Genomic DNA, 12,928 nt, shown 5'->3' with positions numbered 1-12,928 from the left:
ATTAAAGATCACCTTGACGTTGCGCCTTAGCAACCATTTTTTTCAGTGCATGGGAAACCGCCACAAATCCAAATGTCGCCGTGACCATCGTTGCGGCACCAAAACCAGAAGCGCAATCCATACGCTTAGTGCCTTCTGCGGTACTTTTCGCGGCACAAACAGAGCCATCACTCTGCGGATAAACTAATTGCTCGGTTGAGAACACACAATCAATGCCCAATTTACCTTTACCATTCTTCACAACACGATAATCAGATTTCAGCCTTTCGCGCAGTTTAGCCGCTAAAGGGTCCTGAACCGTTTTCGCCAAATCAACAACCTGAATCTGTGTCGGATCAAGTTGCCCACCTGCGCCGCCAGTTGTCACCAGCGGAATTTTATGGCGACGGCAATAAGCCAACAGCGCCGCTTTTGGCCTGACACTATCGATAGCATCAATCACATAACTGAATCCAGCCGCCATCATCTCTTCAACATTATCGGGTGTGAGAAAATCATCAACACAAGTCACTTTGCACTCTGGATTAATTGCCAGAATACGTTCAGCAATCACTTCAGTTTTTGGTTGCCCAATATGCTGTTTTAAAGCATGCAATTGACGATTGGTATTGGTGATACAGACATCATCCATATCAATCAAAGTTATCGCACCGATCCCTGTACGAGCCAAAGCCTCAGCCGCCCAGGAACCCACACCACCGATACCCACAACACAAACATGAGAATGGCAAAACAAAGAAAGCGCTTTTTGTCCATATAAACGGGCAGTCCCCGCAAAGCGCTGCATATATGCATCAGAAAGAGAAGTTTGCATTACTGAATATCAATCCTGAAAACCTAATTATAAAATTTATGAAGAGTCATCACTGACTTACCATCAGCATAGTGGGCTGCGCTTTTTTTAACACCCAAACCCGACCATAGTGGTTATAGAAACCTGCCGCTATACCTGCCGCATCACCAATACCATGATAGATATCGAAATGATGGCCTTTTATTGCCCCACCAACATCCAATGCAACCATCAGGCGCATTTGGTACTGACCGGTAAATTTACCCTCTTTATCCAACAAAGGAATCTCTACCAGCAGGGTTGTTCCCGGTGGAATAAGCATTTTATCCGCAGCTACAGAAGCTTTTGCAATTAAAGGAACGCCACTCGCACCCCGTACCGATGCAAAGTTTTCAGGTTTAAAGAAAACAAATGATGGGTTCTGCTCCAACAGTTCACGGACTTCTGCCTCACTATGAGATTCTGTCCATTTACGAATCGCCAGTATAGAGATATCTTCTTGCGCGATTTCTCCACGCTCAATCAGCAATTTACCAATACTCCGGTAAATATGCCCATTCTTACCGGTATAACCCAAAAAAGTCAGTGGTCCACCATCACCAAAATCGACATAACCACTACCCTGAACCTCCATAATATAATTATCAATCAGTGAACGACTATAACCAATAATCAAACTGGGGCTAAGAGCGCCATTGTATATTTCGGTTCGGTTTGGTAAGCGATATTTACTCTTAGGTGGCATCCGGTACAGAGGATATTTAAATTCCCCCTGTTTAACACGGCGAGCTTGCAACACTGGCGTATAGTAGCCGGTAAATTGGACGTTACCGTAATTATCCACACCTTCCATCTGGTAAGCGCGTAAATTAAACAGATTCAACTTACTGGTTTCACCACCCGCTAACATCCAGTTTTGAACGGCGTCAAAAGTTAAGCTATTACGATTATACAGACGAGGAGCAACCTGATTAATCAGGGCAACCTGCTCTGAAAAATCCTTTGCATTAACTGGTTTACCCTGAGCATTGGGTTGATTCACCAGCCGTAAATCCTGAGCGATATGACCATCTCTATATTGTTGGCCTTGTGCTGTTGGGCGAGAATGACATCCAACCAACAGTGAAATCACGGTTCCACACAGCAGATACTTACCCCAGTATTTCATTGTTGTCTTCTCTATACTTGCCAACATGATTCAACGGCAAACCATACCAAACCAATAAAAATAATGAAACCTACCATAAAAAAATAACTTAACAAAACAACGACACAAACGAATAAAAAAACTCCAATGTGCAGAGTAACCCATCAAAAAAGTAACGAAACAAACAATTTTTAATAAAAAAACTTGCAACGGCTCTTATCCTGAGTATAGTGCCCGCTATCGGACGCGGGGTGGAGCAGCCTGGTAGCTCGTCGGGCTCATAACCCGAAGGTCGTCGGTTCAAATCCGGCCCCCGCAACCAACGTAATAAAGCAGTTCGATAAAACGGACGCGGGATGGAGCAGCTTGGTAGCTCGTCGGGCTCATAACCCGAAGGTCGTCGGTTCAAATCCGGCTCCCGCAACCAATTTTCGCTACTCAAAATATCAAAACGGACGCGGGGTGGAGCAGCTTGGTAGCTCGTCGGGCTCATAACCCGAAGGTCGTCGGTTCAAATCCGGCCCCCGCAACCAATTCTCTATGCGTCTCAGTATACAAACTCCCAAACAACTTCCAGACGATTTATCACCACCACATCTCTGCGGCGATAATAAATGCAAGCAGACTTCGCTATAGCCCGAACATATAAATATTAGCGTGAGTGGAAAAGCAGAAAGAGAACAGGCAATGAAATGCAGATCACACGACGACGCAATAGCCGAGGTGTTCCGCAAAGACCCAACTTACGCGATCGAACTACTAAACAGCATCCTTGAAGATGACGAACAAGCCGAGTTACTGATTGTTCTTCGCCAAATGACCAAGGCTTTCGGCGGAGTTTGTAACGTGTCCAAGGAAGCTGAGTTGAATCCGAACCAGCTCTATCGCACCTTGTCAGCCGAGGGCAACCCGGAAGAAGGCTGTGCCCCTTTTAGCAACAAAATTAACTGGTCGCAGTAGGTTCAAATTGCCAAATTACCACCATTCTTGAAATAAGCTTTGATACCCGCAAAAATTGACTCTGCTACTTGCTGCTGGAAACGTGCGGTTTTCAGTTTTCGCTCTTCTTCCAAATTGCTAATAAACGCAGTCTCTACCAGAATCGAAGGGATATCCGGTGCTTTCAGTACCGCAAATCCAGCTTGATCCACCTGATTTTTATGCAATTTATTCACTTTACCCATACGCTTAAGCACTTCACTACCAAATTTAAGGCTATCATTGATAGTCGCAGTCTGTAACAAATCAAACATCGTATGATCCAGATACTGATCACCGCTTTTACTCACGCCGCCAATTTGGTCAGCTTCATTTTGTGTCTGAGCTAGAAAGCGTGCGGTATTACTGGTTGCACCTTTAGTAGAAAGCGCAAAAACCGAAGAACCACGTGCCGCCCGGTTAGCAAAAGCATCAGCATGAATAGAAACAAATAGATCAGCTCGCATTTTACGCGCTTTTGCCACCCGAACTTTTAATGGGATAAACACATCTTCATTACGGGTCATATAAACTTTCATACCCGGTTCACGTTGAATAAGTGTTTTCAATCGACGGGCAATTTTCAGAACAACGTCTTTTTCACGAGTTTTATATTTGCCAATAGCGCCGGGATCTTCCCCGCCATGCCCAGGATCAAGCATGATAATGATCGGCCTGTCTTTACCTGCCTTACCTGACCTTGGCCTTTCCACTGGCAGATCTTCCGCCAAATGACCTTTATTGTACTCTTCGAGTAGAGCAAGCAATGGATCATCATCCGTATTAACCCCCGCAGCGGGATAAATATCCAATACCAGACGATGTTTAAACTCTGCCACTGGCTTCAAAGTAAACATATGTGGGCTGACGGCTTGTTTAACTTCGAACACTAGACGAACGGTTTTAGGATCAAACTGTCCTACCCTGACCAATTTAAGATAAGGATCGCGGGATTGAATCTGCTCTCCCATCCCACTTAGGGTATGATTCAGTTGTACACCTTCAAGATCAACGACAATTCTATTTGGATTTTTTAACGCAAACTGGCGATATTTGAGTGGAATATTGGATTCAACAGTCACACGGGTATAACTGGATGCTGGCCAAATACGTACCGCTATAACTTTTGCTGACGCTGCGTAACCCACCTGGCTAACACTAAGTAACCACATCGCTGCGGCTCCCTGCAACAAACGACGTCGCGACAGACTATGATCTGAATGACTCATTTACTTAATATTCCATTCATAAAATACAAACACTCAGGGTGATATTCACCAAATGAAACGATCAAATGAAAAACTTTAACCAATCAGCATTATGCTGTCATCAATAAACAGCATTTTATATTTTGCAAATTATTAACGTCTACAGGTACATGAAAATGTTTTTATCTGAATTGCCTCTTGCCATTTTTCCTCAAAAGGAATAAAAAAGCATAAATTACGAATAAAAATTCAATCGAGAGTCTGTTATGAAAGAACGCAGCACCGAATTAGTTGAAGGATTTCGTCATTCTGTTCCGTACATCAATGCACATCGTGGTAAAACCTTTGTTATCATGCTTGGTGGAGAGGCTATTGCTCATGAAAATTTTTCCAATATAATCAATGATATAGGATTACTGCATAGTTTAGGCATCCGCCTGGTCGTCGTTTATGGCGCCAGACCTCAAATTGAACAAAATCTTGCAGACCATCATTACACACCGGTTTACCACAAACATACCCGTGTAACCGATAATAAAACATTAGAATTAGTCAAACAATCTGCTGGTTTGCTGCAACTGGATATTACCGCACGTCTTTCTATGAACCTGAATAATACCCCGTTACAAGGAGCCAATATTAACGTTGTCAGCGGTAACTTCATTATTGCTCAACCTCTTGGTGTTGATGATGGTGTGGATTATTGCCACAGCGGCAAAATTCGCCGTATCGATGAGAATGCCATAAATCGTCAATTAGACAATGGCGCAATCGTGCTAATTGGCCCTGTTGCGGTTTCTGTTACTGGAGAGAGTTTCAATTTACCATTTGAAGATATTGCTACTCAGTTGGCTATCAAACTACAAGCTGAAAAACTGATTGGTTTCTGTTCTACTCAAGGTGTACAAGACAAAAACGGAAAAATTCTATCAGAAGTCTTTCTTAATCAAGCACCAGAGCTGATTAAAGAGCTAGAAGTCAAAGGTGACTACTATTCAGGTACAGTCCGTTTTTTACGGAGTGCAGTAAAAGCTTGCCGTCGTGGCGTTCGTCGCAGCCATTTATTAAGTTATCAGGCAGATGGTTCTCTACTTCAAGAATTATTCTCCCGAGACGGTATTGGCACTCAAATAGTAATGGAAAGCGCAGAACAAATACGCCGAGCTAATATCAATGATATTGGTGGTATTCTCGAACTTATTCGCCCACTGGAACAACAAGGTATTCTGGTTCGCCGTTCAAGAGAACAACTTGAAAGAGAAATTGACAAATTCATCATTATCGAACGCGACAACCTGACTATCGCCTGTGCTGCTCTCTACCCTTATCCTGAGGAAAAAATTGGCGAAATGGCTTGTTTAGCGGTTCATCCTAAATATCGCAGCTCTTTAAGAGGTGAAGTATTACTGAATCGTATTGCGGAACACGCCAAACAGTTCGGACTGGAAAAACTGTTTGTTCTGACTACCCGCAGCATTCATTGGTTCCAAGAGCGAGGTTTTGAACCCGCAGAACTCTCAATGCTACCGATTCAGAAACAAGTGTTATACAACTATCAGCGCCGTTCTAAGATTCTTATGCTGAATTTAGAACCACAACAATAAACGTATTTATGCCGAAAGGTTTACATTGCCCTGAATTCAGCGGCAATGATATTAAACTTACGGCATCTTGGATTCACATAATAAGCGCAACACCATTAATCTGTTTTTAATTCCACACTGACTGACATACTTGGCGATTAAATAAATGGTTATTTTGTATTTTCCATTCATATATTAAATGATGAAAGCGCGCCCCAAAAGTTAGACATTTTGCCTGTCGAAAGACAGAAGTCCTCATATGGGGCGCTTACATTTAAACGGCGCAATTCACCTATTTATGAAGACCCGCGATAACCATCGCGGGCCTTATTACCGATCAGTTCCAGTTAGCTGCCAGCACAGGTTGCAGCCGCTGTTGCTCGACATCGCCGAGCATTGTGGTCGCAGGCGCTGGTGGCGCGAAGGCAGCCATAGCCTGGACAAGATTTTCGACATTACTGTCCATCAACCGATGACCGTCACCCGCCATGATGCTACCTGGTCGTTCGGCGGGACTGGCATACCAATTATGCAGTGTTACCTCCTGCTTGCTGCCAATGACCGAAATTTGCAGATCCTGCCCTTCATGCTGGAACCACAGACGCTCAGGGCTGATATCCTTTCCAAACACCAACCGCCCCCTATTACCGCTAAATTCCAAATCGTTGTCCCCATGCCCGACTTCTACCGTCGACATATCACCACTGTCCACAATATGGTTATTACCCTCCCCGGCTTTCACTTTCGACATAAAACCGCTGGTCACGATATGGTTATCACCATTCCCTACTTCTACTGTCGACAACTCACCGCTGGTCACAATATCGTTATTACCATCCCCTACTTCTACCGTCGACATATCACCGCTGGTCACAATATTGTTATTACCATCCCCTACTTTCACCCTCGCTGAAATTCTTGGGATGGTAATGCGATTATTACCATGCCCGACTGTTAGTCTGTCGACCTTGCCGGCAATGACATTGTTACCATTACCTAGAGTGATATCGGCAAAACGGCCCATCACATTCACCTTATTGTCACCGTTGCCGGCAACCACTTTGCCATTTCCAGCATCCACATTGTGGGTAATGATGTTGTTGCCATGTCCGACTGTTAGTCTGTCGATATTGCCAACAATGACGTTTTTACCATTACCTAGCGTGACATCGGCAAAGCGGCCCACTACATTCACCTTATTATCACCGTTGCCGGCAACTATTTTGCTATCCATAGCTTCCACATTGTGGGTAATGCTATTATTACCATGCCCGACTGTTAGGTTGCCGACATTGCCGACAATGACATTGTTACCATCACCTAGAGTGATATCGGCAAAGCTGCCCATCACATTCACCTTATTGTCACCGTTGCCGGCAACTATTTCGCTATCCCTAGCTTCCACATTGATAGTCTTACTCTCGTCCCCCAACGTAACCTTAGCAAAGGGAATTTCGACCGTAATGGAATTAGGGTCAGTAGTCACCGGTGTAGGTTCCGCTGCTGGCTCAATTTTAGGAACGTTAAGCGTTGTGCGCGGCTCAACAGGAGGAGTGCTAGTCGGCTTCCGGTCAATCAGTGACATCCGGTCAACATTCTGGTCAAAATGCGACCTCAGGTCGACAAAGCCAGTGCCAATTCTAATCGGCTCCAGCTTAACAGGGGTAACTTTAATCATATCCCGGTTAATAGGTGACATCCGGTCAACATTCTGGTCAAAATGCGACCTCAGGTCGACAAAGCCAGTGTTAATTCTGGTCGGATTCAGCTTAACAGGGGTAACTTTAATCATATCCCGGTCAATATCAATAGAAGAAATTTTAGTCAGATTCCAGTCAATAAGGGGAATGCTAACCGGCTTCCTTGGGGGAATACTAATCGGCTTCAGGTCGATAGGGGAAAGTGGTAAAGGCTTATCAACGCCAAGGGGGTCGACAATTGGTGTCAATGAACCCGGTACAGTAATCGTTGGTTTATCAAGAGATTGCGTCACCACTGGCTTGACCGTTGGGACCAAATCCGGTGTAGGTTCCGCAAAAAGGAAGTCGGCCGCATCGACCTGCGAAATGTCCAAGGTATCGAGATACAGTAACTTCACGTTTGAATTAGTACCGCTGGCCCCATTAAAGATAACTTCAACGCCATGAATTTGCGACAGGCCGTTGATCGTGCCACGATTGCTCTTAGCAATTGTGAGTTGGCTGAAATCAGTGACGCCGGTTTGACGCAAATCAATTTTATCAATGCCGTGACGGAATCCACGTAATGCATTCTTGTAGTCCTTGACACCCGGTTGGGCTGCCACCACAAAAACGTCTGACGCCGCACTGTCATGACTATAGATCGTCCCATTCAAGCTAAATTTCATCTGACCCTGAGCATCGCTAGTGAGCATGACGCCCTTGCCGCCGCCCTTAAGGATCACGGTTCCCAAGCCTTCTTGTGGCTGGAGCGTTGAGGCGTCGCTACTCGTGTAAGCCACCGGGGCGATAAAGGTGTCCTGGAACTTGAAGTTCGCCGCACCGATCCCGGCGAGTGTCTGATTTTTCAGGACAATGCTCTGCCCCTTACCCAGATCGACCTTAACATCCGCCCCCTGCTGCGTCAGCAACAGATCGGCAAACGTTTTTCCACGAAATCCGACCAGATCGATGATCTCGCCACGAGCCGCCTCGAAGTTGCTAATGATATCGCTACCCGCCTCACGGCGGTGGACCACAAAGAAGTCCTTGCCCGCACCGCCTGCCAGTGTATTGTTTCCACGCCCGCCATCAAGCAATGCGTCGGTATTACCAGCGACTAACGTATCGTTGCCATCGCCGGTGACAATGTTCTGAATGCCCGACGGATTCTTTATTGTCAACGCTGTGCCGCCAATGTTGGCAACGCCAGTCAGCAAGTTGACCGAGGTATCCCGCGAAACAGCCGCCGCATTGAGAGTATTACGCCCTCCCGCCACGCCATTCGCCGCATCATCCAACACCGCGCGGTTGGCCTGCCCGACCACCGATTGGATATATTCGTCGGTGTAAAAGTAAGTGTCATCCGAGGTGCTCTTGCTGCCGTACAAACGTAGCGACCAGGCATTTAATGTGACCGGCAGGCCGGAATTCGCATCGCTCACCTGTAGGGTCCAGTTGCCAGCCGAGCGTTCACCAAAATCATGGGTCGACATAAAGCTGTATTTGAACGTCCCCGACTGGCTACTACCTAGATCAGTCGCGCTCGCGCCCGGCATACCGTCTGGAACCTTACCCTGACGATTGAGCAATATGCTCTGAGTGCCATCAGGAGAGATCAGTTTGAGCGTCAGATCGCCAAGACGGCCTACCTGAGCGTCAAAATCGATCTCGACATGTTCGACATTCAGACCGGCATTCATGGCGATGGACGACGTTAGCGTCTCGCCCGCTGCCAAGGTTTTCCCCAGAGGGCCGCTGGATGCGCTATAGACGAACTCGTTGGCAGCGGTGCTTTGAGTCATCCAAGACTCAGCCAAGCGAACAGCGGCTCGCGCATCGATTTGACCGAAACCGTAATCGTTGCTGGTATGCATACCGCCGCCATTCCAGCTATGACTGTTATTATCGCTCCATGCGGTAGATGGGTCATTGATCTTGCGAGCGGATAGAGCAAGGATCTGCTGCACATCCCGATAGCCTAAGTTCGGGTTGGCCTCAAGCATCAACGCAACAACACCGGAGACTATCGGAGCGGCAAAGCTGGTGCCTTGCATGCTGGTATAGTCATTGCCGAAAGTTGAGCCACGTTCGGTTTTCAGCATATAGCTGGTAGACACGACATTGCTGCCCGGCGCCGAAACCAACAGGCTGGCTCCCGGGTTGGAGAAGGGTGAGGAGCCAATCTGCAAAGTCGACAAATCGCCCTGTGCATTGATTGCACCGACTTCCACCGAAAAGCGGTTGTTATTGGTCAGCGACCCTTGGGCATTGCCGCCTTCTGCACGATGGTTGCCGCCCGCCGCCACGATGACGGTACCCAACCCGCCACGGCCATTAGCCGCCGCATACTGCGCATTCATGCTCAGCGACGCGGCAGTATTTATGGAACCGCCCTGAAAGCTGCTGAGCGCGAAATCGTTGGCAAATCCCCAGCTATTGTTGGCAATATCAAAACTGACCATATGCCCCAGTCCCGCAAGATCGGCGCCATCATTGGCCAGATAATAGCCGCCCAACGTAGCATCATGGGCAACCCCGACGCCACCGGTATTATTCTTCGCCGCGACCATCACACCCGCCACCATCGTCGCGTGGTTGGAGACCACATTCGGCAAGGTGCCATTGGTTTGCTGAGTCTGCAACCAAGCTTTGTCGACATTCGCCGCAAGATCGGGGTGATTGACATCAAATATTTCAGGCGCGGTAGCAAACTTACCGCCCGGCTCGAACTGACCAATGCGTACGCCCTTGCCGGTATAGTCCTTCCAGACCGGCAGAATGTTGGCATCGCTCAAATACCATTGTTGAGCAGCTAATGGATCGAGCGGGACTTCCGGGGTCAGTAATGTCGCAACGGCACGCATCGGCGCTGTTTCCCCATTGCTTAGATCGACTACCGATGCTGACGGATTACCGGCTGCGTCAGTTACACCATATTTAAAGCTAATGACACCGGTGTAATTTGCATCCGGCGTAAACAAGACATCGCCCTGGGCTGTGAGTTTGACCGTACCGCCTATCGCATCCCCAACATTGGCAATGCGCAGGGCACCCTGACTGTTAAGATGTTGATCGTTAGCCAACAGGCTTTCTGCGGCAATCAAATGTGGCTGAGTACGATCAAAAACCTTGCCGTCCTTGTCGTGAGTGAGGACATCCTCGACAGGCATCGCATTGGGTGTTTGTAAATCAACCGCCGAAATATCTGAAAAATTGAGTTTTTGGATATTTTTCAACGTAACCGTGCCGTCACGCCCGGCGACTTTATCGGCCACCACATACCCACTGTCGGTACGGGTGATTTGATAATCGCCGTGGTTACCGTGCAGGCTGACGATGTTGACCCCGCCGTCCCCATCAATCGTAGCATTGCCGTGACCCACTTCGATCACGTCGTCACCAAAGCCGCCAAAAATCTTATCATCACCGCCGCCAGCGTGAATAATGCTGCCGTCCCTGGAGGCGTAAATTGTGTCACCCTGAGGACCGGCATAGATAACCGACTTACCCGTGCCACCAACGATGGTGTTGTGCCCGCTGCCGCCGACCAGGACGTCGTTACCCATGCCACCTATCAGAGTCGAATTGCCGGAGCCCCCCTTGATAAAGACACCGTTGACACCGCCACTTATAATCGTATCATTGCCGCTCCCGCCTTGGGCAATAGTTAAACCTGCCCGATCCATGTCCAGTGCCACACCTTGGTTACCGACAATGATTCCCGTATCGTGCCCGCCATTACCGTGAATATTTTTCGTATCGTCAGAAGCGCTGATAACAAAAACATCATCGCCGGCACCACCGACATAGGTATTGCTCCCTGCGCCCCCGACCAGCCAGCTACCAGTTTTTGCCGCAATCAACGTATCATTGCCGCTGCCACCATACAGATTGCTCACTCCCAGTTGCTCCGCATTGAGGGTTTCATCTGTTTCACTCTGGCTGGCGTAAGCCGTGGTTGTGATATCGTTGGTGGTGGAAGTCACTTTCGTGCCGGTTCCCTGAGTACTCAGGGTGTTGCTAACGGTATCACCAAGAAAATCGACAGCCAGTACTTCCTGAGTTTTACCATTGATAGTAAACGATCCACTGGCAACGACCTTATTCCCATCACGGACGTCTGTTTTGTTCGAAGCCCGGACGTTTATCTGGGTAATACCCAATTCCGCCAGTGTCTTGAGTTCGCCCACATCAACTTTTGCATCGTGTGTGCTGTCGACCCAAACCCTCAGCTTGCTCCAGATCGGGTCATTCTGATCAATCACTCCATCCTTGTTGGCATCTTCACTGGCTAAAGCACCGAAACCATCCTTGAATTTTTTTTCGCCAGCGGCACCGTTTATCCCAGCCTTACCACCGTAGTATTCGGAAAACATCTGGCTGGCATTTTTTATCTGACCGCTACCATCATCGATCACCAGTATTCCCGTATTGCGATCCGCCCAGCCACTGCGCTTAAGCGTGCCACTGTTGTCCATGTCGAACAGCACGCCGTCACGAATGTCAGTCATATGCACACCATTGCCGCTCAGATCCAATAACAGCGGGTCAACATAAGTGTTAAACGTTGTCATCGCCGACAAGCCGTTCAACGTCACAGCATTACGTAAGCCGAAATCCAGCTTACTAGTGTCCCCGGGTTGGTAGAAAGGCTTATAGAACTCTGACAGATAGGTATTAGGTCGGACATTGGGGTCAAGCTGCATTTCACCGGGACGAATACCACCGGTGGCAAGGCTGGCCATTTGGGTTGAAGTGAAGTCTGTTTTATTGAGCATATCCCCGACGGCAGATATTTTATGTGTTGCGGAATTTTGTATAAACCCGTTAGCAACATCCTGCTGAGCTTTGTTTTCGCCCTGAATATGCTTCTGCGGTTGTGGGGAGGATTTGATATCAATATTAATTAAGCTTTTTGGTGGGCTGGGAAGTGTACCCTCGGTACCTACCGGTTTAAGCCATTCAGGGGTAGACCATGGAACAACTCTTTTTTCATAATGATCACCATTACGCATGAGGTCGTCCCGAATGATTTGAGCTCCATTAGATGTAAGCATAGCTTTCAACATAGCACGATTAGTATTGGGAACCACATTTCCTTCAAAAATCTTTCCTAGGAAATTCTTGCGATTGTACCCAATAGATTGTAATGAGTAATACACGAAATCTACGCAACTGTTGGAATTCACCCAATAGGTTTCAGGATTAAATCCACCTGACTTTGGATTGTCTGAAAAGCCGATTAATGCGTTGTACTGTTTCTCAGTCAACGCAATGGTGACTTCATAAGTGGTCTCTTGGTAGGCCGCATTATCATGACGAGTTATATTTCCTGCTCCAACTGGCACACCGTCCCTTGACTCGAAACCGACACTTCTTTCATTTCCGTTACCGTCACTTATCACATACCACATATGACCGCCAGACGACTTGTGTATGTCTCCCGCTTTGTTATTTTTCTTATCTTCCTGATAAACATATTTAGCCCCCATCGGAGCAACTTTATAGGTTACAGTATATTTCTTTTCCATACTTAT

Annotated in this window: 6 protein-coding genes and 3 tRNA genes; 5 read left to right on the top strand and 4 right to left on the bottom strand. The window is 47.3% G+C overall.

Annotation, left to right across the window (positions count from 1 at the left end; all coding sequences use genetic code 11):
* Position 1: 1 nt before the first annotated feature.
* Together tcdA and mltA are read right to left on the bottom strand one after the other, a co-directional pair.
* Positions 2-814 carry a tRNA cyclic N6-threonylcarbamoyladenosine(37) synthase TcdA gene (tcdA, locus tag EAE90_RS15035; protein WP_036781567.1) on the bottom strand — a complete coding sequence of 271 codons (813 nt, stop codon included), beginning with the start codon at positions 812-814 and terminating at the stop codon, positions 2-4.
* Positions 815-863: 49 nt separating this feature from the next.
* Positions 864-1,961: a murein transglycosylase A gene (gene mltA / locus EAE90_RS15030; protein WP_214054139.1), complete on the bottom strand. Its 1,098-nt coding sequence runs from the start codon at positions 1,959-1,961 to the stop codon at positions 864-866.
* A 224-nt stretch (positions 1,962-2,185) separates the two neighbouring features.
* On the opposite strand from mltA, the gene EAE90_RS15025 reads away from it, so the two are divergent.
* From EAE90_RS15025 to EAE90_RS15010, 4 genes are all read left to right on the top strand, one after another.
* Positions 2,186-2,262, top strand: a tRNA-Met gene (locus tag EAE90_RS15025).
* A 28-nt stretch (positions 2,263-2,290) separates the two neighbouring features.
* A tRNA-Met gene (locus EAE90_RS15020) sits at positions 2,291-2,367 on the top strand.
* A 29-nt stretch (positions 2,368-2,396) separates the two neighbouring features.
* Positions 2,397-2,473: transfer RNA gene (locus EAE90_RS15015), tRNA-Met, on the top strand.
* A 154-nt stretch (positions 2,474-2,627) separates the two neighbouring features.
* Complete coding sequence (locus tag EAE90_RS15010; protein WP_214054138.1) at positions 2,628-2,900, top strand: helix-turn-helix domain-containing transcriptional regulator; 273 nt, start codon at positions 2,628-2,630, stop codon at positions 2,898-2,900.
* 2 nt (positions 2,901-2,902) lie between these two features.
* Here EAE90_RS15010 and amiC read toward each other — a convergent pair whose 3' ends face one another.
* On the bottom strand, positions 2,903-4,147 hold the full coding sequence (gene amiC / locus EAE90_RS15005; protein WP_214054137.1) for an N-acetylmuramoyl-L-alanine amidase AmiC: 1,245 nt from the start codon (positions 4,145-4,147) through the stop codon (positions 2,903-2,905).
* Between the two features lie 245 nt (positions 4,148-4,392).
* Between amiC and argA the strand changes: the two genes are divergently transcribed.
* Entirely contained in the window at positions 4,393-5,730 is a 1,338-nt protein-coding gene (gene argA, locus EAE90_RS15000) for an amino-acid N-acetyltransferase (RefSeq protein WP_214054136.1), read from the top strand.
* A 316-nt stretch (positions 5,731-6,046) separates the two neighbouring features.
* Here argA and EAE90_RS14995 read toward each other — a convergent pair whose 3' ends face one another.
* Positions 6,047-12,922 (bottom strand): S8 family serine peptidase, encoded by a 6,876-nt coding sequence (locus EAE90_RS14995; protein WP_246550797.1) that lies wholly within the window; start codon positions 12,920-12,922, stop codon positions 6,047-6,049.
* Between the last annotated feature and the right edge of the window lie 6 nt (positions 12,923-12,928).

Source organism: Photorhabdus caribbeanensis, from assembly GCF_018448885.1.
In the GTDB taxonomy this organism is placed as follows: Bacteria; Pseudomonadota; Gammaproteobacteria; order Enterobacterales; family Enterobacteriaceae; genus Photorhabdus; species Photorhabdus caribbeanensis.
The sequence above is the reverse complement of the archived record's forward strand: the minus strand, read 5'-3'. Positions and strand labels throughout refer to the sequence as shown.

Bases quoted from the DNA above. Each gene is read 5' to 3' on its own strand.
- mltA (WP_214054139.1), bottom strand. From the start codon at position 1,961: ATGAAATACTGGGGTAAGTATCTGCTGTGTGGAACCGTGATTTCACTG.
- tcdA (WP_036781567.1), bottom strand. From the start codon at position 814: ATGCAAACTTCTCTTTCTGATGCATATATGCAGCGCTTTGCGGGGACT.
- EAE90_RS15010 (WP_214054138.1), top strand. From the start codon at position 2,628: ATGAAATGCAGATCACACGACGACGCAATAGCCGAGGTGTTCCGCAAA.
- amiC (WP_214054137.1), bottom strand. From the start codon at position 4,147: ATGAGTCATTCAGATCATAGTCTGTCGCGACGTCGTTTGTTGCAGGGA.
- EAE90_RS14995 (WP_246550797.1), bottom strand. From the start codon at position 12,922: ATGGAAAAGAAATATACTGTAACCTATAAAGTTGCTCCGATGGGGGCT.
- argA (WP_214054136.1), top strand. From the start codon at position 4,393: ATGAAAGAACGCAGCACCGAATTAGTTGAAGGATTTCGTCATTCTGTT.